General features: G+C 63.0%; 18 protein-coding genes. 10 read left to right on the top strand and 8 right to left on the bottom strand.

The window, feature by feature from the left end; all coding sequences use genetic code 11:
• Positions 1–5: 5 nt before the first annotated feature.
• Positions 6–1,139 (top strand): flavodoxin-dependent (E)-4-hydroxy-3-methylbut-2-enyl-diphosphate synthase, encoded by a 1,134-nt coding sequence (ispG, locus tag FIU81_RS09495; protein WP_124111770.1) that lies wholly within the window; start codon positions 6–8, stop codon positions 1,137–1,139.
• Positions 1,140–1,218: 79 nt separating this feature from the next.
• Here ispG and FIU81_RS09490 read toward each other — a convergent pair whose 3' ends face one another.
• The 4 genes from FIU81_RS09490 to hisB all read right to left on the bottom strand — a co-directional run bounded on the left by FIU81_RS09490 (position 1,219) and on the right by hisB (position 4,338).
• Entirely contained in the window at positions 1,219–2,337 is a 1,119-nt protein-coding gene (locus FIU81_RS09490; RefSeq protein WP_124111771.1) for a Hint domain-containing protein, read from the bottom strand.
• Between the two features lie 305 nt (positions 2,338–2,642).
• Positions 2,643–3,020, bottom strand: a complete 378-nt coding sequence (locus tag FIU81_RS09485; protein ID WP_124111772.1) for a HesB/IscA family protein — start codon at positions 3,018–3,020, stop codon at positions 2,643–2,645.
• Positions 3,021–3,070: 50 nt separating this feature from the next.
• The gene (gene hisH / locus FIU81_RS09480) at positions 3,071–3,706 is read right to left on the bottom strand and encodes an imidazole glycerol phosphate synthase subunit HisH (RefSeq protein WP_124111773.1); all 636 of its coding nucleotides are present in this window, start codon (positions 3,704–3,706) and stop codon (positions 3,071–3,073) included.
• 44 nt (positions 3,707–3,750) lie between these two features.
• The gene (gene hisB / locus FIU81_RS09475; protein ID WP_124111774.1) at positions 3,751–4,338 is read right to left on the bottom strand and encodes an imidazoleglycerol-phosphate dehydratase HisB; all 588 of its coding nucleotides are present in this window, start codon (positions 4,336–4,338) and stop codon (positions 3,751–3,753) included.
• 293 nt (positions 4,339–4,631) lie between these two features.
• Here hisB and aceE point away from each other — a divergent pair, with 293 nt between their 5' ends.
• From aceE to FIU81_RS09445, 6 genes are all read left to right on the top strand, one after another.
• Positions 4,632–7,286 (top strand): pyruvate dehydrogenase (acetyl-transferring), homodimeric type, encoded by a 2,655-nt coding sequence (aceE, locus tag FIU81_RS09470; protein ID WP_124111775.1) that lies wholly within the window; start codon positions 4,632–4,634, stop codon positions 7,284–7,286.
• 30 nt (positions 7,287–7,316) lie between these two features.
• Positions 7,317–8,648, top strand: a complete 1,332-nt coding sequence (locus FIU81_RS09465; protein ID WP_124111776.1) for a 2-oxo acid dehydrogenase subunit E2 — start codon at positions 7,317–7,319, stop codon at positions 8,646–8,648.
• 10 nt (positions 8,649–8,658) lie between these two features.
• Complete coding sequence (gene lpdA / locus FIU81_RS09460) at positions 8,659–10,407, top strand: dihydrolipoyl dehydrogenase (RefSeq protein WP_124111777.1); 1,749 nt, start codon at positions 8,659–8,661, stop codon at positions 10,405–10,407.
• A 131-nt stretch (positions 10,408–10,538) separates the two neighbouring features.
• Positions 10,539–11,654: a Hint domain-containing protein gene (locus FIU81_RS09455; protein WP_124111778.1), complete on the top strand. Its 1,116-nt coding sequence runs from the start codon at positions 10,539–10,541 to the stop codon at positions 11,652–11,654.
• Between the two features lie 51 nt (positions 11,655–11,705).
• Positions 11,706–12,197 (top strand): phasin family protein, encoded by a 492-nt coding sequence (locus tag FIU81_RS09450; RefSeq protein ID WP_124111779.1) that lies wholly within the window; start codon positions 11,706–11,708, stop codon positions 12,195–12,197.
• A gap of 69 nt (positions 12,198–12,266) precedes the next feature.
• On the top strand, positions 12,267–13,559 hold the full coding sequence (locus FIU81_RS09445; protein ID WP_124111780.1) for a DUF3422 family protein: 1,293 nt from the start codon (positions 12,267–12,269) through the stop codon (positions 13,557–13,559).
• Here the strand turns inward: FIU81_RS09445 and FIU81_RS09440 are convergent.
• Complete coding sequence (locus FIU81_RS09440) at positions 13,528–14,847, bottom strand: MATE family efflux transporter (protein WP_254695884.1); 1,320 nt, start codon at positions 14,845–14,847, stop codon at positions 13,528–13,530. The two genes, FIU81_RS09445 and FIU81_RS09440, sit on opposite strands and share 32 nt — an antisense overlap.
• A 158-nt stretch (positions 14,848–15,005) precedes the next feature.
• On the opposite strand from FIU81_RS09440, the gene FIU81_RS09435 reads away from it, so the two are divergent.
• From FIU81_RS09435 to FIU81_RS09425, 3 genes are read left to right on the top strand one after another with little or no spacing between them, the layout of a single operon-like run.
• Positions 15,006–16,352 carry an NAD(P)/FAD-dependent oxidoreductase gene (locus FIU81_RS09435; RefSeq protein WP_124111782.1) on the top strand — a complete coding sequence of 449 codons (1,347 nt, stop codon included), beginning with the start codon at positions 15,006–15,008 and terminating at the stop codon, positions 16,350–16,352.
• Between the two features lie 9 nt (positions 16,353–16,361).
• Positions 16,362–17,519, top strand: a complete 1,158-nt coding sequence (locus FIU81_RS09430; RefSeq protein WP_124111783.1) for an amidohydrolase — start codon at positions 16,362–16,364, stop codon at positions 17,517–17,519.
• The gene (locus tag FIU81_RS09425; protein ID WP_124111784.1) at positions 17,516–18,235 is read left to right on the top strand and encodes a glutamine amidotransferase; all 720 of its coding nucleotides are present in this window, start codon (positions 17,516–17,518) and stop codon (positions 18,233–18,235) included. The genes FIU81_RS09430 and FIU81_RS09425 overlap by 4 nt, the downstream gene beginning before the upstream one ends.
• Positions 18,236–18,277: 42 nt before the next feature.
• On the opposite strand, the gene FIU81_RS09420 is transcribed toward FIU81_RS09425, so the two are convergent.
• The 3 genes from FIU81_RS09420 to moaA form a co-directional block, all read right to left on the bottom strand.
• On the bottom strand, positions 18,278–19,342 hold the full coding sequence (locus tag FIU81_RS09420) for a glycosyltransferase family 4 protein (protein WP_124111785.1): 1,065 nt from the start codon (positions 19,340–19,342) through the stop codon (positions 18,278–18,280).
• A 64-nt stretch (positions 19,343–19,406) separates the two neighbouring features.
• Entirely contained in the window at positions 19,407–20,624 is a 1,218-nt protein-coding gene (locus FIU81_RS09415) for a 3-deoxy-D-manno-octulosonic acid transferase (RefSeq protein WP_124111786.1), read from the bottom strand.
• A 6-nt stretch (positions 20,625–20,630) separates the two neighbouring features.
• On the bottom strand, positions 20,631–21,635 hold the full coding sequence (gene moaA, locus FIU81_RS09410) for a GTP 3',8-cyclase MoaA (protein WP_124111787.1): 1,005 nt from the start codon (positions 21,633–21,635) through the stop codon (positions 20,631–20,633).
• Positions 21,636–21,683 lie beyond the last annotated feature (48 nt).

Here is a 21,683-nt window from a genome sequence, read left to right as displayed (position 1 = left end):
ATCCCATGTCGCTGAACCACGTCCGCCCTTGGAAGAACATCTACCGCCGCAAGTCGCGCCAGATTATGGTTGGCAACGTGCCCGTGGGCGGCGACGCGCCCATCGCGGTGCAGACGATGACCAACACTGACTCGGGCGACGCGAAAGCGACCATCAAGCAGGTTCTGGACTGCGCCGAAGCGGGGGCCGATATCGTGCGTGTGTCCTGCCCGGATCAAGCGTCGACGGCGGCGTTGAAAGAGGTCGTGCGCGAAAGCCCGGTGCCCATCGTGGCCGACATCCATTTCCACTACAAACGCGCGATCGAGGCGGCAGAGGCGGGGGCAGGGTGCCTTCGCATCAACCCCGGCAACATCGGCGACGAAAAGCGAGTGAAAGAGGTCATCAAGGCCGCTAAGGACCACGGCTGCTCTATCCGCATCGGGGTGAACGCAGGCTCGCTGGAGCGCGATCTTCTGGAGAAATACGGAGAGCCATGCCCCGACGCGATGGTCGAAAGCGGCTTGGATCACATCAAGATCCTGCAAGACAACGACTTCCACGAGTTCAAGATCAGCGTGAAAGCGTCCGACGTGTTCCTGTCGGCGGCGGCCTATCAGGGCATCGCCGAAGCCACTGACGCTCCAATCCACCTTGGCATCACCGAGGCCGGATCGCTGAACGCGGGCACGGTCAAGTCGGCCATAGGATTGGGCAACCTGCTGTGGATGGGCATCGGGGATACCTTGCGCGTGTCACTATCCGCCGACCCGGTGGAAGAGGTGCGCGTGGGCTACGAGATCCTGAAGTCGCTGGGCCTGCGGCATCGGGGTGTGAACATCATCTCCTGCCCCTCCTGCGCACGGCAGGGCTTCGACGTGATCAAGACGGTCGAGGTGCTGGAAGACCGGCTGGCCCACATCAAGACGCCCATGAGCCTGTCGATCATCGGCTGCGTCGTGAACGGCCCAGGTGAAGCATTGATGACCGACGTTGGCTTCACCGGCGGTGGCGCAGGGTCTGGCATGGTGTATCTGGCTGGCAAGCAAAGCCACAAGCTGTCGAACGAAGAGATGGTGGATCACATCGTCGAACAGGTCGAGAAGCGGGCGGCAGAGATCGACGCGCAGGAAGCATCAGACGTCGCGGCGGCTGAATAGCGCAGAACTCCCCCGAACTCCGTGAAAAATGGCCGCTGATCCTTGGGGGATGCGGCCATTGTTTAGCTCGGAACGTAGATCAGGCCTTTGCGAGGGCGTGGTGCTCGTTCTGCGCGTGGCGTTCCGCCAGCCGCTTGCCCCGACGACCACGAGCGATCGTGCGCGCAGGCTCGGTTGGGGGTTGCATCAGGGACATGATTTCCGTCTGCGCGGCGCTGGACAGCGATTTCTGCGCCTCGCTTCCCCAGAACAGCGTTTCAGCAAGACAACCCTCTGCCATCAGGATCTCATGCCCGCGGCACAGGAAGTGGACGTAGGTGATCTGCGTCACATCCGTGGCCACTTCGACGCCCGGCAGGGACAACAGGTGTTTGGCCGCCACAAGAACTTCTGTTGCACCGAACATGCGCTCTGCAATGACAGATGACACCATGACCCGGTGCTGTGGCGACAGCAGCATGTCACGCATCGGAAGCCCGTGGCCCAGCGCACCTTCCTTGATGCGGATCGGGCGGTGCTGTGGTTTGCGGGTCAGTTCCTCTGATTCCAGCGTGATCCGCCCGACCCATTGAACCGGCTGGAAGCCGTGATCCAGCGTATGCACGCGGTCTCCGACACAGATTTCTCCCGCAGGTTTGCTGCCGGTGCTGGTGAAGATCGCAACGTCCGAACCGAAACAGATCGGCACGCCGTTGCTGTCGTTCAGCTCAGCGTCGTTGCCTTCGATGCCGACGTAATTGTTGTCCGTTGCGAACTGACCGATGTTAGGCGTGCCATCCAGATCGTCGCCGTCGATTGCGGTCAGGGTGGTTCCGGGGTCGGGCAGGGAATTCGGGACAAATTCACCAGTCGTGATATCCCAGCCCGGCGAAATGACGATGCCGACTGGTTCGTCACTGTTGTCGATCTGGATTGCCGTGACGCGGTGATACAGTCCGGTTGCCTGATCGATGAAGATGACCTCGTAATTGGCCTCAAGCTCGTCACCGGCCTGGTAGGTCGTTCCGTTGATCGTGACGGGTTCGGTCAGGTCAGAGCCGCCGTCATCCGGGAAGCCTTCGGTCGTGGCCTTCGTGTAGTCGTAATCGAGGATTGTGAAGGTATCACCGACATTGCCGTCCGTCCCGGTGTCATCCGCGAAAATGCCGTTGGGATCGCCGTAGTTGCTCGGGTCGAGAATTCCGAATGTGAAGGGCATCTTTAAAACTCCCGCGTTGGTCACGCACCGCCTAGGGGTAGCCTGGCACCACCTAGGGTTGATAGAATCATAATATAGATTGCCACAATCGCGCCAACCGGGAGGAAAACTTACTCTACGTCAGCGACAGGTTTTTGCCGCAATCGCGCCTTTTGATGAATTGCCGGGCATAGGATTGGACGCGGCGCTCAAGATCGCGTTAGGGATGGGAAACAATCGACGCATTACGCAATAATTGTTTTGCGAATCGCCGCATTGGCACTGTGCACGTGCTGCAATCCTGCGATGTGAAATGGCTTTAGGCCTTAGAGTTCACGTTCGGCGCTCAGCTCGGCCACGTCCTTGAACTTGATCGACTCACCGCAGCCGCACGCGTCTTCGACGTTGGGGTTGCGGAACTTGAAGGCCGATTCCAGCAGGCTGGTCTCATAGTCGATTTCCGTGCCGAAGAGGAACATCTGTGCCATGGGCGCGATCATCACCCGTGCGCCGTCTTGCTCGACGACTTCATCGTGGTCGGCGACCTCATCCACGTAGTCCATGGTGTATTCCATGCCGGCGCAGCCGCCCTTCTTCACGCCGATGCGCAGGCCCTTGTGGCCCTTGGCGTTCATCAGCTTGAGGATCTGGCGTGTGGCGGCGGGCGTGATGGTCACGGCCTGTTTGCCGGGAATGGCGAACATCGGGACTCTCCTGTCAGGTGCCTTCAACGTAAGGTGGACGGCGCGTCGGCTCAAGGCCGCCAGGACAGGAAGTTGGCGATGAGCCGCAGGCCGGTGGACTGGCTCTTTTCGGGGTGGAATTGGGTGCCGATGCGGTTGTCGCGTGCGACGATTGCGGTGATCTCTGCGCCGTAGTCGCAGTGCGCGAGGCGCTGGTCGAGGGTATCCAGATCCATGTGGTAGGAGTGGACGAAGTAGGCGTGATCGCCTGTTGCGATGCCGTCGAGCACAGGGTGGGGGCGGTCGATGACCAGATCGTTCCAGCCCATGTGTGGGACCTTGCGGCCATTGGCTGGGATGGCGCAAACGGCACCGTCGATCCAGTTCAGGCCTTCTGTTGAGCGGTACTCGTATCCTTCGCGCGCCATAAGCTGCATTCCGACGCAGATGCCAAGGAAGGGCACAGCGCGGGTCTCGACTGCTTCCAGCAGCGCCTCGTGCAGTGCGGCACGGTCGCGCATCAGGGCGTCGGCGCAGGCGGGGAAGGCACCGTCTCCGGGCAGGACGATACGTTCCGCGCGGCGCACGGTGTCGGGGTCGGATGTGACGACGACAGGCTCTCCGCTGCCTTCACGCGACATGCGTTGAAAGGCTTTTTCGGCAGAGTGCAGATTGCCGCTGTCGGTATCGATCAGGACGGTGGTCATATGGGCGGGCCTTCGGCCGTGAGTATTTCAGAAAACAAAGAAGCCTAAAGCGTGCCTTTGGTCGACGGTACTGCGTGGCCCTTTCGGGGGTCCTGTTCGACCGCCATGCGCAGGGCACGGGCGACCGATTTGAATGCGGCTTCCGCGATGTGGTGGCTGTTCAGGCCCCGGATCAGGTCCACGTGCAGCGTGACGCCGCCGTGTGTGGACAAGGCTTGGAAGAACTCGCGCACCAGCTCTGTGTCGAAGGTGCCGATCTGGGAGGCGGTCATCGGCACGTTCCACGCGAGCCACGGCCGGCCCGACAGGTCGAGCGCGGTATTCACCAGCGTGTCATCCATGGGCAGCGCACATTGGCCGTAGCGTGCGATCCCGCGCTTTTCGCCCAAGGCTTCGCGCAGGGCTTGGCCGATGGCGATGCCCGTATCCTCGACCGTGTGGTGGTCGTCGATGTGCAGGTCGCCCTTGGCGCGGATGTGCATGTCGACCAGCGAATGCCGCGACAACTGGTCGAGCATGTGGTCGAAGAAGCCGATGCCGGTCTCGATCTCTGACCTGCCGGTGCCGTCGAGGTCGACCATGACGGTGATGTCGGTCTCGTTCGTCTTGCGGGTGATGGATGCGCTGCGCATTGGGCCGCCTTCATTGCTGATCGCGACCCGATTAGCGAGTCGAGGCGTGCGGGGAAAGGGTGGGTGCACGCGACACGATCTTGCGCGCACGTCCGTGTCCTTCAAGACATTGTTCGCGCAAGGGTATTGCTTTGCTATGCGTTTTTCGAAGGTGACATGCGGAAATCGCATGGCTGCATTTCGCGAAGCGTATCTACTGCTCTGGCTTGTCGCGAAGTAGGCGCTAAGGTGATCGATAATATGACGGGAAAACCGCGCGCAGTCGGACCCGTCCCGCAAGGGAGGAGCTTGAGATGAAAGACGGACAGGACGATATCGATCCCGTAGAAAGCCAGGAATGGCAGGAGGCGATTGAGGACGTGATCGCGCGGGATGGCGCTGATCGGGCCCACTTCCTGCTGGACAAGGCCGTACAGAAAGCGCGGGCCGAGGGCGCGAACCTGCCGTTCAGCGCGCAGACGCCGTATCAGAACACCATTCCTGCCGAAGATCTGTTGGAGATCCCCGGCGATGCGGACATGGAAAAGCGCATTCGATCGATCAACCGTTGGAACGCGATGGCGACCGTGGTGCGCGCGAACAAGGCCGAAGACGGGATCGGCGGGCATATCGCCTCGTTTGCCTCGTCCGCGGCGATGTATGACATCGGGTTGAACCACTTTTGGCGCGCGCGGTCCGCGACCCACGGCGGCGACCTGGTCTTCTTCCAGGGCCACGTGATCCCCGGCATTTACGCCCGGTCGTTCATGGAAGGTCGGCTGAGCGAAGAAGATCTTGCAGGCTTCCGGATGGAAACGGATGGCAAGGGTCTGTCCTCCTATCCGCATCCGTGGCTGATGCCCGATTACTGGCAGTTCCCGACCGTTTCCATGGGTCTTGGCCCGCTGATGGCCGTCTATCAGGCCCGCTTCATGCGCTACATGGAGAACCGCGGCCTGATCGAGAAGTCGGATCGCAAGGTCTGGGCGTTCCTTGGTGACGGCGAGATGGATGAACCCGAAAGCCTTGGCGCGATCACCATCGCCGCGCGCGAAAAGTTGGATAACCTGATTTTCGTGGTGAACTGCAATCTTCAGCGGCTCGACGGGCCGGTGCGCGGCAACCACAAGATCGTGCAAGAGCTCGAAGGCAACTTCCGGGGTTCCGGCTGGAACGTCATCAAGGTGCTGTGGGGCAAGGGCTGGGACGACCTGCTGGAGCGCGACACCTCCGGCAAGCTGCGCCAGTTGATGGATGAGACGCTGGATGGCGACTACCAGACCTTCAAATCGAAGGACGGCGCCTACATCCGCGAGCATTTCTTCGGCAAATATCCCGAAACCGCTGCGCTGGTAGAGGATATGACCGACGAAGAAATCTTCTCGCTGCGTCGTGGCGGGCATGACCCTCAGAAGGTCTATACCGCCTACAAGCGCGCAACCGAAACCAAGGGGCGCCCGTCCTGCCTGCTGATCAAGACGGTCAAGGGCTACGGCATGGGCACCGCCGGTGAGGGCGCGAACACCGCGCACCAATCCAAGAAGATGGACGTGGCGCAGATGAAAGCCATGCGGGATCGCTTCAAGATCCCCGTGGACGACAAGGACATCGAGAAGGTGCCTTTCGTCACGCTGAACAACGCGCAAAAGGCGTATCTGGCGGATCGGCGCAAGGATCTGGGCGGGTCGTTCCCATCGCGCTATACCGGGGCGCCTTCGCTGGAGATTCCGCCGCTGGAGTCGTTCAAGCGTGAGTTGCAATCGTCGGGTGATCGCGAGTTTTCGACTACGATGGCCTTCGTGCGCATCCTGACAACACTGCTGCGCGACAAGAAGGTGGGCGAGCGTGTGGTGCCCATCGTACCTGACGAGTCCCGCACCTTCGGGATGGAGGGGCTGTTCCGCTCTGTCGGTATCTACAACCCGCTGGGGCAGCAATACACGCCGCAGGACGCCGAGACGATGTCCTACTACAAGGAAAGCCAGAACGGGCAGGTGCTGCAGGAAGGCATTAACGAGGCCGGTGCCATGGCCGACTGGATCGCGGCGGCGACGTCCTATTCCACCCACGGCGTTCCGATGATTCCGTTCTACATCTACTACTCGATGTTCGGGTTCCAGCGGATCGGCGATCTGGCTTGGGCCGCTGGCGACAGTCGCGCGCGCGGCTTCATGCTGGGCGGGACCGCCGGGCGCACCACGCTGAACGGAGAGGGCCTGCAGCACGAGGACGGGCACAGCCACATCCTTGCAGGCACGATCCCGAACTGCATCAGCTATGACCCGACCTTCAGCTACGAGGTCGCGGTGATCGTCCAGAACGGCATGCAGCGGATGTTCGCGGATCAGGAGGACGTCTACTTCTACATCACCCTGAACAACGAGAACTACCTGCATCCCGAAATGCCGATGGGTGCCGAAGAGGGGATCATCAAGGGACTCTACAAGGCGCAGAAGGCCGACAAGCCAGGCAAGAAGCACGTGAACCTAGTGGGGTCCGGCACGATCCTGATGCAGTCCTACAAGGCAGCCGAGATGCTGAAGGAAGACTTCGGCGTGACGGCGGACATCTGGTCGGCGACATCGCTTAACGAACTGGCCCGCGACGGTCAGGACGCAGAGCGGTGGAACCGTCTGAACCCGACGTCCGAGCCAAAGGTGCCCTACGTCACCCAATGTTTGCAAAATGCAAATGGCCCGGTGATCGCGGCGACGGATTACGTGAAGAACTTCGCCGAACAAATCCGCGCCTTCGTGCCGCAGTCCTTCACCGTGCTGGGCACGGACGGGTTCGGTCGGTCGGACAGCCGCGCCAACCTGCGCAAATTCTTCGAGGTGGACGCGAACCACATCGCGGCCGCCGCCATGCACGCTTTGTACAAGGAAGGCACCGTGTCGAAGGCCGATATGGAAAAGGCCGTGCAGAGATACGAAATCGACGGCGACAAGCCGAACCCGCGACTGGTTTGATCGGGCAAAAGAACGAGGGAGAAGAACAAGATGACGACCGAAGTTAAGGTGCCCGATATCGGTGATTTCGACGATGTTCCCGTGGTGGCGGTGCTCGTCAGTGCCGGTGACAAGATCGAGAAGGAAGACCCGCTGATCGAGTTGGAGTCCGACAAGGCGACGATGGAAGTGCCATCAAGCCACGCCGGGACGGTCAAGGAAGTGAAGCTGAAGGAAGGCGACAGCTGCGCCGAAGGGACCGTTATCCTGATCCTCGAAGACGATGCGGGTGGATCCGGCGACGACGGCGGATCGGACGAGAAAGAGGAAATCGAGCCCGAAGCGAAGTCCGACGATGCGCCGAAGGAAAAAGCGCAAGAGGACGACGCCGAACCGACCGGCAATGCGGCCTATTCCGGCTCTTCCAGCCAAGCGCCGTCATCGAATACGAACGCCGTGGTCGACACCGGCTCTTCCAGCTTCCACGCCTCGCCCTCGGTGCGGGCCTTTGCGCGTCGGGTCGACGTGGACTTGCGCCAGATCAACGGATCGGGTCGCAAGGGTCGTATCCTGCGTGAGGACGTCGAGAAAGCACTTGCCTCCAGCGCCCCCGCTCAGTCCGGCGGTCAGGCCGCACAGGGTGGCATGGGCATCCCGCCGATCCCGGCGGTCGACTTCTCGAAGTTCGGCCCGGTGGAAGAGGTCGAGATGACCCGTATCCAGAAGCTGTCCGGCCCCGCGCTGCACCGCTCCTGGCTGAATATCCCGCATGTCACGCACAACGAGAGCGCCGACATCACCGAGCTGGATAAGTATCGCAAGGAATTGGACACGGCGGCGAAGGAAGAAGGCTACCGCGTTACGCTGCTGTCCTTCGTCATCAAGGCCAGCGTTTCGGCCCTGCGCAAGCACTGGCAGTTCAACTCCAGCCTGCATTCCGACGGCGACAAGCTGATCAAGAAAGATTTCTACAACATCGGATTCGCGGCCGACACGCCGAACGGGCTGATGGTCCCGGTCATCAAGGACGCCGACCGCAAGGGAATTGAACAGATCAGCCGCGATCTGATGGAGCTGTCCTCTGCCGCGCGTGACGGCAAGCTGAAGGGCGACGACATGAAGGGCGCGACGTTCACGATCTCCAGCCTTGGCGGCATCGGGGGCACCAGCTTTACCCCCATCGTCAACGCACCCGAGGTGGCGATCCTAGGCCTGACGCGCTCTGCGATGACGCCCGTGTGGAACGGGTCCGAGTTTGAGCCGAAGAACATGCTGCCGATGAGCTTGTCCTACGACCACCGTGCCGTCGACGGCGCTTTGGCGGCGAAGTTTGCCGCGCACTTGAAATACCTGCTCGGCGACGTGCGCCGGCTGATGCTGTAAGGGGGCTGACATGGCTGATGTGAAAGTCCCCGATATCGGTGATTTCCAGGATGTTCCGGTAATCGCCGTGCTCGTCTCGGTCGGTGACATGATCGAGAAAGAAGACCCGCTGATCGAGCTGGAGTCCGACAAGGCGACGATGGAAGTGCCGTCGTCCCATGCGGGCAAGGTCGTCGAAATAAAGGTGAAAGAGGGCGACTCGGTCAAGGAAGGCGACGTGATCCTTGTAGTCGAAGCCGCGGATGCGTCTGATGAGCCAAAATCCGAAGCTCCTGCGCCTGAACAGAAGGACAATACGCCTGCACCCAAGGCTGCTGATGGGTCGAAAGCCGGATCGGGCGATCACCATGCCGAGGTGGTTGTTCTGGGGTCTGGCCCCGGCGGCTATACGGCGGCGTTTCGCGCGGCCGATCTGGGCAAGTCCGTTATCCTGATCGAGCGCTACGAGTCTCTGGGCGGGGTATGTCTGAACGTCGGGTGTATCCCGTCGAAGGCGCTGTTGCATGCGGCGAAGGTCATCACCGAGACGGAAGAAATGTCAGAACACGGCATCAGCTTCTCCAAGCCGAAGATCAAGGAAGCTGAGCTGCGCCATTGGAAAGATGGCGTGGTCCAAAAGCTGACCGGCGGTCTGGCCGGCATGGCCAAGCAGCGCAAGGTGACGGTCGTGCAAGGGTATGGCCAATTCACGGGGGCCAACTCGATCGAGGTGGACACGGGCGACGGCACCAAGACGGTGACCTTCGATCAGTGCATCATCGCGGCAGGCTCACAGCCGGTGGAATTGCCGTTCGTACCCCATGACGACAAGCGCGTGGTGGATAGCACCGGTGCGCTGGAACTGGATCCGATCCCGAAGAAGATGCTCGTCCTTGGCGGTGGCATCATCGGGTTCGAAATGGCGACGGTTTACGAGGCGCTGGGCGCCGAAGTCACGGTCGTCGAGATGATGGACCAGATTCTGCCCGGTGCCGACAAGGATATCGTGAAACCGTTGCACAAGCGGATGGAAGGGCGCCTGAAGGCGATCAAGCTGAAGACGAAGGTGACGAACGTCGAGGCGCAGAAGTCGGGCCTCAAGGTCACGTTCGAGGCCGAAGACGGCAGCACCGAGACCGAGAGCTTCGACAAAATGCTGGTCAGCGTGGGGCGCACGCCCAACGGCGCGAAGATCGCCGCCGACAAGGCAGGCGTGAAAGTGACCGACCGCGGCTTTATCGAGGTCGATCATCAGCAGCGCACCAACGTGGACCACATCTTCGCCATTGGCGACGTGGTCGGCCAGCCGATGCTGGCGCATAAGGCCGTGCATGAGGGCAAGGTCGCGGCAGAGGTTTGCGCGGGTGAGAAGCGCGCGTTCGATGCGCGCGTGATCCCGTCGGTCGCCTACACCGACCCGGAAGTCGCATGGGTCGGCATCACGGAAGGCGAGGCGAAGAAGCGGGGCCTGAAGATCGAAAAAGGCGTGTTTCCCTGGGCCGCTTCGGGTCGGGCCTTGGCGAACGGTCGGTCGGAAGGAATCACCAAGCTGATCTTCGATCCCGAAGACGACCGCGTCATCGGCGGTGCCATCGTGGGTACCAACGCAGGCGATCTGATTTCAGAGGTCGCTTTGGCCATTGAGATGGGGGCCGATGCGGTCGATCTGGGCCACACGATCCACCCGCACCCGACGTTGTCGGAGACGGTGAACTTTGCGGCCGAGATGTTCGAAGGCACGATCACCGATCTGATCCCGCCGAAGAAGAAAAAGAAGTAGAGGCCTGTCCCTGAAGCAGGGGAAATTTACTTCAGTTTTCTTTATAATAGTCTTGAAAATAGCCAACGCGGGTCCGAAAGGGTCCGCGTTTGGCGTTCAGGTTTCCTGTCAAGGCGACAGGAGCAAATGACATGCCCGCGAACAATACACCGATCCCCGACCTGATCGAGGTTTCCGGAATCGGAGAATTTCGGACCTACACGGCCACGCCTGGTGGCGGCGGGGACATTCTGGGTGTCGTCGATAACGCGACCTACAGCGATTCTGAATCGGGTAATTCTTCCACACAGATTACGCAGTTGAACGACTGGAACGATGCGGACAGCGGCTGGCTGATGATCGATGGGGTAGAGTACGGCATCGAGCTTGCAGATCCTGACAATACGCCCGTGACGATCACAACCCTCAATCCAGACGGCACGCACAGTTCCTTCGACGTCAGCGGCGATTCCGGGTCGAGCAACGTGGTCTTCATTCAGGCCATTCCAACGGGCGGGGGGGCGAGCCGCTACTTCATGCTTCTGGACGACGATGTAGGCGATGTCGGACCCATTACCTCGATCCAGACACGGTCCATCGATTTCTCGCCGGCCGGTGATGACGTCATCATCGACGCCGATCAGAACAACAACGTGCAAGCCGTCTGTTTTAGGGCTGGAACGCTGATCGCCACGTCGAAGGGCTTGCGCGCCGTCGAAGGGATCACGGCGGGCGCCTCCGTGATGACGATGGATCACGGCTACCAGCGCGTCATCTGGACCGGTGGTTTGCATGTGTCGGCGCACGATATGGGCCGGCAAAAGATGCTGCGCCCGATCCGCATCGAAGCGAACACCTTCGGTCCGGGGCTGCCGGACCGCGCGCTAGAGGTCTCTCCCCAGCACCGTGTGCTTCTGCGCTCGATCATCGCGCGACGCATGTTCGACAGCTTTGAAATTCTGGTCCCGGCGGTCAAGCTGCTTGGCATTCCGGGCGTAAGCCGCCTGAGCCCGACTGACACTCACTACGTTCATCTGCTGCTCGATAACCACGAAGTTCTCTTCGCGAACGGGATGCCAGCGGAAAGCCTGTATCTAGGGCAACAGACCCGCTTCGCTTTTGAAGACCGGCCCTTGTTCAAGGAAGCGGCCGATCGAAGTGGCACGGCGAAGGCGGCCCGCAAATTGGTGCAACGGGACGGCGATGTGGATGAGTTCCTCCGCCGGATCGCCAAGAACGAAAAGCAGCTGCTGGACAGTGCGCCTTGATGACGCGGGCCTATCGGCTACGTTATACACTGAATTAGTCAGGAGCGACCGATGGCCCAAGCCCCGAAGAACCCGTTCGACATGTCTCAGATGTTCGCGATGTTCGAACCCGACCGCATGAAGCAAATGTGGAATCCGCAGGCGATGATGCAGATGTTCCAGCAGCCGCAGGCGCAGATGTTTGATATGGAGCAGGTCATCCGTGCCAACCAGCGCAACTTCGAAGCGATGTCCGAGGCGAACCAATCTGCGGCCGAGGCCTACAAGGACCTGTTGGATAAGCAGATGGAAATTTTCGAGAAGATGACCCATGCCGCGCGCCAGCAGTACGAATGGGCCGATGAGAACGCAGGCCCCGACGCCATGAAGTCGCGCACCGCCGCAATGAACGAAGCGGTAGAGGAAAGCCTGACGCTCATGCGCAAGATGGCCGACAACGCGCGCGAGGCGAACGAGGAAGCCTATCGCTCGATGACCAGCCAGATCGAAGAGTCGGTGTCCAAGGTCGAACAGACGGCCAAGAAGGCAGCCAAGAAAAGCTGATTTTCAGTTTCGGTGCCGAAACGCTTCAAGGCCCTGTTCCGGCCGGGCCTTGTGCGCTTAAGTGGGTGAATGAACACCCAGACCGCCCCACAGCTGACCGATCACGCCTTGCGCTACACCTTGGCAAACGAGCTGCATGCCCGCCCGTTTCCCATGATCCAAGCACCGTCCCACGCGGTGTATCTTGCGATCAAACAACCCTCTGACGCGGCGCGGCGGGATCGCAGTCTGGACCGTGCGCACTTGATCGACCTGTTGGATCGTTTCGGCGCGGACCACCCGAAGCCGGACGCGACGCACTGGTTCGGCCAGATCGGGCGGTATCGCCTGAAGTGGGAAAACCACACGGAATTCACGACCTACACGGTTTTCGGGGACGGGGTGGCGGATGCTGCCTTCGACCGTTCGATGTTCGGCGTTTTTTCCCCCGAATGGCTGGCCGACATGCCGGGTGTGCGCATCACCTCTGCCTTGATCCGCGTGGAAGTGCGTTCGGACGATGATGCCATTCAAACCAAGCTGGACGATTGGTTTGTGCCCGAAAGCCTCGCTGTCAGCGAGGTACTGGAGGGCGCGGCGCTGGTGGCCTCTGACTTCCGCATCGACACAGGCGGGCACATGCGGATGGCCGTTTTCGTGGCGCCCGGTACGGGGATGCAGCGGACGGGCCGGATCGTGCAGCGCCTGGCCGAGATCGAAACCTACAAGACCATGTCGATGCTGGGTCTTGCGCGCGTGCGGGAACTGGGACCGCGCATGTCCGCCCTGGATGCCGATCTTGGCCGATTGATGAACGAGATGACATCGCAGGCCAGCCCTGAGGCGACTTTGAAGGACCTGCTGCATGTTTCGGCAGAACTGGAAGCGGTATTGGCCCAGTCGTCTTTCCGATTCGGCGCGACAGAGGCATATGAGGCCATCGTCGCTCAGCGCATCGCAGCCCTGCGTGAGACACGTTATCACGGGCGGCAGATGATGGCCGAATTCATGATGCGCCGCTTCGATCCGGCCATGCGGACCGTCAAAGCAACTCGCACCCGCCTTCGTGAGATGAGCGAGCGGGCCTTGCATACGGGTGATCTTCTGCGGACGCGCGTGGACGTGGAACGCTCTGCCCAGAACCAGGCGCTGTTGGAAAGCATGGACCGCCGGGCAGACACCCAGTTGCGTCTGCAACGCACGGTCGAAGGCCTGTCTGTCGTCGCGATCAGCTACTACGCGGTGTCTTTGGCGGCTTACGCTTTGAAGCCCGTGTTCGCTCGCTTGGGCGTGTCCGAAACGGTTGGCACCGCGGCGTTGGTACCGTTGGTTCTGGTGCTCGTCTGGCTTGCTATTCGCCGGGCGACGCGACGACTGCACTGACAGACCTGTCGCTCGTTCCCAGCGGCGACAGACCCGTGCGCGTCACTGCCCAAAGGGCAGCCACGGCGGCGGCGACATTGGCAGCAGCGGCGGCGGCGGATACGCCGGTGAAACCGAACGGCCCGACCAGAAGCCACGCCAGCGGCAGATACAGCGCGAAAATGCGCGCCAGCGACAGGCCCATGGACCAGACGGCTTTGGATCGCGCGTTCATCGCGGCGTTGGCCGTCACGACCATGCCATATCCAAACAGCGACAGACCGACGATGCGCAGATAGGTCGTAGCGAAGGCGGCATCCTCCTCTCCGGACGCGATGGCGCTCGCAATGGGCCCTCCGAACAGCAGCAGCACCGCACCAATGGCCGCACCGTAACCTGCGCACATCAGGAAGGTGGCACGCACGGCTCCGCGTGCCCGGTCCCGCCGGTCCGCACCCCAGTTTTGCCCGACGACTGGCCCGATGCCGGACGATAGTGCGAGCATCGGCACCAAGGCCAAGGTCTGAACCCGCGTGGCCGCGCCGAAGCCCGCGACGGCGGCATCGCCCAGAGTGGCAACGGCCGCGGTGACCATGGCCATGCCGGCGGGGTTCACGCTGTTCGAGAATGCGGCGGGCAGGCCCACCGCGCCGATGGTCCACAGGTTCTGCGGAACGCGCTTTAGTGGATCACGGCAGCCGGTCAGATGTCCTTGCCGCCACGCCCAGAAAAGCCCGCCCGCCGTCGCGGCGACTCGCACCAGGAAGGTCGCCAGTCCCGCGCCGCCGGTCGACATCTCGGGGAAGGGGCCCAGACCGAAGATCAGCAGCGGGTCGAGGATGATGTTCACACTCGCTTGGCTGACCATGATAACGGACGCGGTCACACCGTCGCCGCGTGCCCGAAAGATCGCGCCGACCAGCATCGACAGCACCAGAAACGGGAATGAGGCCGCCCACCAGACGACGTAGGCGCCGATCTCTGGCAGCACTTGCTCGCCCGCGCCGATCAGAGCGAATAGGGGCTTTTGGCCAAGCCACAACGCCAGTCCCACCAGAACACCCAGCACCGCGCCCAATCCCAGCGCATGCAGGCTAAGGCGCGCAGCGGCGCTGTCGTCGTCTCCACGCCCCAAGGCTTGCGACAGCGCGGCGTTCGCGCCCGCTGACAGACCGATGGACAGCGAGGTGACCGCGACGGTGACTGGGTAGATGAAGCCCACGGCGGCGAGTTCGGCCTGTCCCACGCGACCAAGAAAATAGGCGTCAGCCAGACCGACAGAGATCACCCCCAGAATGCCAAGGGTCATGGGGGCCGAAACAGCAAGGACGGCCCGGGATATCGGGCCTTCGGTCAGATCGCGTGAGGACATGGGTGGCAGCTAGCCCGCGCATCCCCAAAGCACCAGCCCGTGCGACGTCGCGACCCCCCCTTGACGGCGCGCGCAGGGGCGCAGACCGTTTGCCTATGCACGCTACAGGCCCCGTCACCCTTGCCACCCCCGTAGAGCATCGCGGCGATCTGCCGACCGAGGCGGATATCGTCGTAATCGGCGGCGGAGTCGCCGGTGTGACGACTGCTCTGTATGCTGCGCGCTCTGGGGCACGGGTCGTGTTGTGCGAAAAGGGCCGCATCGCCGGAGAGCAATCGTCCCGCAACTGGGGCTGGATTCGCCAACAGGGCCGCGACCCTGATGAGATCCCGTTGGTCATGCAGTCCGTGCGGCTATGGCAGGACCTTTCGCGCGATACCAATGGCGCGCTGGGGTTTCAGCAAACCGGCACGCTGTATTTCGCCAGCGATGCCAAGACGCTGGCCGCCTACGCGGGTTGGGCCGCGACGGCGGCGGATCTTGGCCTCGATAGTCGGATGCTCTCTACCGCCGACCTTGCAGAGATGCTGCCCGATGCCAACGCCGGTTGGACCGGCGCGCTTTGGACGCCATCCGACGCCCGCGCCGAGCCTTGGGTTGCCGTTCCCGAACTGGCGCGCCTTGCCGCGCGCGAAGGCGTGACGATCCGCGAAGACTGCGCCGTGCGCGCGCTGGATATGGACGGCGGCACCATCACGGGCGTTATCACCGAAGCGGGACCCATCCGCGCGCCGCGCGTCGTTCTGGCGGGCGGGGCGTGGTCGGCGACCCTGCTGCGCAATCATGGCGTTGACCTGCCACAGCTTTCTGTCCGCGCGACCGTCGGCGCGACCGACCCGCTGCCAGAGGTCTTCGCGGGGCAGGGGGTGGATGACCGCTTTGCCTTCCGCCGTCGCGCGGATGGCGGCTATTCTCTGGCCCCGTCCTTCGACCACGACTTCTACCTTGGCCCGTCCGCCTTCCGCCACTGGCGCGGCTTCTGGCCCTCGTTCCGGCGGGACATCCTGTCGACCAACCTGCGCCCCGCGTCCCCGCGCGGGTTTCCCGATAGCTGGACGACCCCACGCCGCTGGCTTTCGGATGCACCTTCGCCTTTCGAGCGGATGCGCGTGCTCGACCCGCCCCCGTCGCAACGCTTCGCGCGCCGTATGGTGCAGCAGTTCGCAGACGCATTCCCGTCTCTCGGGCCAGTCGCGTTAAGGAAAAGTTGGGCGGGGATGATCGACTGCCTGCCCGACATGATCCCAGTGATCGACCGCGTCGGCCCGTTGCCCGGACTGGTGCTGCTCACCGGATTGTCGGGCCACGGCTTCGGCATTGGTCCCGCCGTGGGACGCGCGGCGGCGGCACTGGCGCTGGACCAGACGCCTGATCACGACCTCTCCCCGTTCCGCTTCGCGCGCTTCACCGACGGCACACAGCGCGCCGCATTCCATTTGTGAGTTGACCCAATGCCCCCCTCGAACCGCATCGCCGAGTTGTCCCCAACCATCGCCGAATGGCGCCAGCATCTGCACCGCAATCCTGAGCTTATGTTCGACGTCCATGAGACCGCCGCCTTCGTCGCTGAAAAGCTGCGGGCCTTCGGCTGCGACGACGTGGTCGAGGGAATCGGACGCACCGGCGTCGTTGGGCTGATCCACGGGCAGGATGGCCCTGGCCGCTGTATCGGCTTGCGTGCAGACATGGACGCGCTGCCGATCACCGAAACGACGGGCGCGGATTACGCCAGCGAGACACCCGGCAAAATGCACGCCTGCGGCCACGACGGTCACACCGCCATGCTGTTGGGCGCGGCGCAGGTGCTGGCCGAGACGCGGTCGCACAAAGGCACCGTCGCGGTCATCTTTCAGCCCGCCGAAGAAGGGGGCGGCGGCGGGGGTGAGATGGTCGACGACGGCATGATGGACCGCTTCGAAATCCAAGAGGTCTACGGCATGCACAACTGGCCGGGCTTGCCGGTGGGCACCTTCGCGATCCGCGCAGGCGCTTTCTTCGCGGCGACCGACATCTTCCACATCGACGTCATCGGGCAGGGGGGCCACGCCGCCAAACCGCACGAGACGGTCGATCCCATCGTGATCTCGGCGCAGATCGTCACGGCGCTACAATCGCTGGCCTCCCGCGTCTCGGACCCGACAGAGCAACTCGTCGTATCGGTCACTGGCATCGAAAGCTCCAGCCAAGCCGACAACGTGATTCCGTCCCGCGTGGCGATGAAGGGGACGGTGCGCACCATGTCCGACGCGATGCGCGACATGGCCGAAGCCAGGTTGGCACAGATCGCAGAAGGCATCGCCAGCGCCCACGGCGCACGGGCGGAAGTCCGCTATGAGCGCAACTACCCTGTCATGGCGAACCACGCCGTTGAGACGGAATACGCCGCTGCCGCGGCGCGCAGCGTTGCCGGCGATTGTGCCGCCGCCGATCTGGTCATGGGTGGGGAAGACTTCGCCTACATGCTGCAGGCCCGCCCCGGTGCCTACATCCTGACCGGCAATGGTCCCACCGCGCCGCTGCATGCCAGCGACTACGACTTCGACGACGCGGCGATCCCGCATGGGGTCGCGTGGTGGGTGGCATTGGCCGAACAACGATTGCCGCGGTGACGGTCCTTTTGCTGCAATGCCGCCCAGAGGATGAGGCGGCGGACGAGGAATACGGCGCGATCCTGTCACGCGGCGGGCTGACCGCGACCGATGTGCGGCGCGTGCGTCTGGAACAGGACGATCCAGGATCGCTGAGTGATGTGCGCGCGATCATCATGGGCGGCGGCCCGGCCTGCGTCAGCGATCCCGACCCTACGCCTGCGGAGGCTGCGATAAACGACCGGACTCGAGCTATACTGAAACAGGTCTGCGCGCGCGACATACCCTTCCTCGGCCTGTGCTACGGCGTCGGCGCGCTGGCGGCGTTTTTGGGAGGACAGGTGGACAAAAGCGCCCGGTCAGAGCCTATCTCGGTCGCAGACTTGGGCATTACGCCAGAAGGCCGCGCCGATCCGTTGCTGGAGGGTGTGCCCAAGCAGTTCACCGGCCTCGTCGCCCACAAGGAAGCCGCGCAAGAGGTGCCGCCGGACGCCACACTGCTTGTCGAAGGCACTGCCTGTCCGGTGCAGATGATCCGCTACCGCAGCAACGTCTATGCCACGCAATTTCACCCAGAGGCGAACGGCGACAGCTTTGCGCTGCGCATCGGCGTCTACCGGGATCGGGGCTACTTCGACGCTGCCGAGGCCGACGCTCTGCAAGCCCGCGTCAGCGGCATCGAGACGCCCCACGCCGCGCGCATTCTGCGCAACTTCGTGGACCGCTTCGCGCGGTGATCCCTTCTTTGTTTTCCCAAATACTCACTGGCGCCCGGCCAGCTACCCCCGATGGACGGCCAGATCATCTCCGGCCCAGAGCCGCTCGTAAATCTCTGCGGCGCCATCCGCTTCGGCCTGGATCGAATGATCCGCCTCGGCTTTGGCGCGCGCTGCGCGGCCCATCGCCTCCAATCGGTCGGCGTCGGCCAACAGCTCGGATACGGCTGCGGCGGTGGCCGGCGCATCCTCGACCGGAACAATCAGCCCGCAGCGGCCGTCATCCGAAAACGCACGATAGTAGCCCGTGTCCGAGCAGACGAAGGGCGTGCCGCTGGCCATGCCTTCGGCGGGTACAACGCCGAACGGCTCGTACCGGGCAACGTTCACGACAAGGCTAAGGGCGGGGAGGATTTGACGCACCTGATCGTTGGGCGTGTCGCCAAGGAAGTGGAAGCGGCCCGTCAGGCCGGCCTCGGCGATACGGGCATGCAGTGCTTCGACGAAAGCGCGGTCAGCGGGGCGCGCCTGTCCGATCACCAGCGCATGCATGCGTGGCCGGTCGGGCATGACGCGGCACATCGCGTCGACGAAGACATCGGTGCCTTTCGACGCGCGGATGCGTCCCACGATGGCCACGCCCTCTGACCCGCCGTATCCGAGCGCATCCCATGCCGCGCGACGGTCGGGCGCGGGAGAGAAGCGGCCAAGGTCGATGCCATGAGGCAGCGTGGCTGCCACATCGGGGAAGAACGCCGCCGCTTCGGGAGAGGTCGCGATGACCGCGTCCATCTTTGAGATCAGCCAGCGTGGGAACGCACTGTGCCGGTGTTTGGCAGCCGAGGTGAAGACCGTGCGGATCGGCAAGCGCAGCACGTCGCGGGCATAGATCGCCGAGAGCATCTCTGGGTCGCGGCGCACGTGCCAGACCGCGCAGGGGCGGTCGTTCGATGGCGTGCGGGACAGCTTGCGCGCCAGCGCGGGTGAGATCGGATCGGGCAGGCCATGAAGCGGCTTGCCGACCAGCGCCAGATCGTAGCGGTCCAGATGTGCTTGCGCCATGCGTTCGGCCGTGGCCGAAACGCCGGTGTAGCGCGGGTTGTAGTTGGTAACGAACAGCTCTGGCATGGCGCTTATCTTTCAGCGCAGTCCGCGCATGTCGAGTGGTGCTTGGGGTTTGCGTAAGCAACGATCACACGCGCAGGTCCAGACAGGCGCGCGCGATCCGGGCGGCACGGTCCGATTTCGCGCTGTCTTCAAGCACGGGAATCGGTCCATCGTCCCAGGCGTCCAGCACGGCAACAGCGAGGTGTTCGGCATCCTCGATACGGGTCACGCGCTGGCCCAAGGCTTTGAATTCCGCGTCGGCGTTCGACGTGTGCGGGCCGGTCAGGATCGTGCAGCCGAAGGCGGCTGGCTCCAGTGGATTATGCCCCCCGATGTCGGGCAGAAGCGAGCCGCCAAGTAATACGACGTGGGTGACAGAGAACCACAGCCCCAATTCGCCGTAGGTGTCGGCGACGTAGACGGGCGCATCCGGCCCCGGCACTGCGCCGCCCGATCGCAGCGGAAAAGGCCCTAACGTTTCGGCAAGCTCTGCACCGCGTTCGACGTGGCGGGGCACGAGGATGCACAGCGCCTCTGGGCGTTCGTGGCGGATCAGGGCGTGCGCCTCCAGCACGATCTCTTCCTCACCCTCATGCGTCGATGCCGCGACCCAGACGGGTCGGTCTTCGGTCGCGGCGATCATGCGGCCAAGTTCGGCATCGTCCACGGGCAGCGGCACAGCAGCCCCCTTGAGCGATCCGGCAACCTCGATCCGGGGGGCGCCCAATTCACGGGCGCGCGCGGCGGTTTGCGCGTCTTGCGCCAAGATCAGCGGAACGCGCTTGAACACGGCGCGTGCGAGGGGACCGGACTTGCGCCAACCGTCGGCGGTTTTCTGGGTCAGACGGGCCGAGACCAATGCCAGCGGGATGGCGCGTCGGTGCAAGGCTGCGATCTGGTTCGGCCAAACCTCGCTTTCCAGAAAGATCGCGCGACTGGGCTGCCAGTGATCCAAAAAGCGACGCACGGCGGTGGGATGGTCCACGGGGGCGTAGCGATGGGTGGCGCGGTCGGGCAGGCGGTCGGCCGCCAGCTTCGCCGAAGACGCTGTCGTCGTCGTCAAAACCACCCGCGCCTCTGAATCGGCGGTCAGCAGCGCGTCGATCAGGGGCAGGGCTGACATCATCTCACCCACGCTGACGGCGTGAACCCAGATCGCGCCGGGGGTGGCGCCGGGCTGATGGCCGAGGCGCTCGCCCCAGCGCGCCGGATCGCCGCCGCGGTTCAGAAATGACCGCTTCGCCCGGCGGCGTAGCATCGGCCACGCCAGCCGCGCCAACCCGCCGGTGACATTGTCCCACATACGGGGTCAGCCGCCCGTGTGGCTCATGTGACGGGACATCTGGCCTTGCACGTCCTGCCGCGAGTAGTCGAAATCGTGGCCCTTTGGCTTCAACGATATCGCGGCGCGGATCGCTTCTTGCAGCACGCGGTCGTCCTCGCTGGCGCGCAGCGGGGCGCGCAGGTCGGCCATGTCTTCCTGGCCGAGACACATGTACAGCTCACCCGTGCAGGTCAGGCGCACGCGGTTGCAGCTTTCGCAGAAGTTATGGGTCAGCGGCGTGATGAACCCGATGTCCTGACCCGTTTCCTCCAGTCGAACGTAGCGCGCGGGTCCGCCGGTGCGCTTGGTCAATTCCGTCAGGGTGTAGCGCTGTGCCAGATGCGCGCGCAGGTCCGACAGCGGCCAGTATTGGCCGATGCGGTCAGTCTCTCCCATGTCGCCCATGGGCATGACTTCGATGAAGGTCAGGTCCATGTCGCGGCTGGCGCACCAATCGACGATCTCGAACATCTCGTCCTCGTTGAAGCCCTTCAGGGCCACGACGTTGATCTTCACGCGCAAGCCGGCGGCCTGTGCGGCGTCGATGCCTTTCAACACTTGCGGCAGACGGCCCCAGCGGGTGACGCGGGCGAACTTGTCTTCGTTCAGCGTATCCAAGGACACGTTCACGCGGCGCACGCCGGCCGCATAAAGCTGATCGGCGAAACGCGCGAGTTGGCTGCCGTTTGTGGTCAGCGTCAGCTCATCGAGTGCGCCAGAGTCCAGATGGCGACCCATCGCGTTGAAGAACGTCATGATTTCTCGGCGCACCAAAGGCTCACCGCCAGTGATCCGCAGCTTCTTCACGCCAAGGTCGATGAAGGTCGAGCACATGCGATCCAGCTCTTCCAGCGTCAGAAGCTCCTTTTTGGGCAGGAACTGCATGTTCTCGGCCATGCAATAGACGCAGCGGAAATCGCAGCGGTCGGTGACGGAGACGCGAAGGTAAGAGATCGCGCGCTGAAATGGGTCGATAAGAGGTGCGTTCATGGGCTGAACCTATGGGGGGCGAGGCGATGCCTCAAGGGGGCCATTCGT

Source organism: Palleronia sp. THAF1, assembly GCF_009363795.1.
In the GTDB taxonomy this organism is placed as follows: domain Bacteria; phylum Pseudomonadota; class Alphaproteobacteria; order Rhodobacterales; family Rhodobacteraceae; genus Palleronia.
Note: the sequence above shows the minus strand (reverse complement) of the source record. Positions and strands in the feature narration are given on the sequence as shown.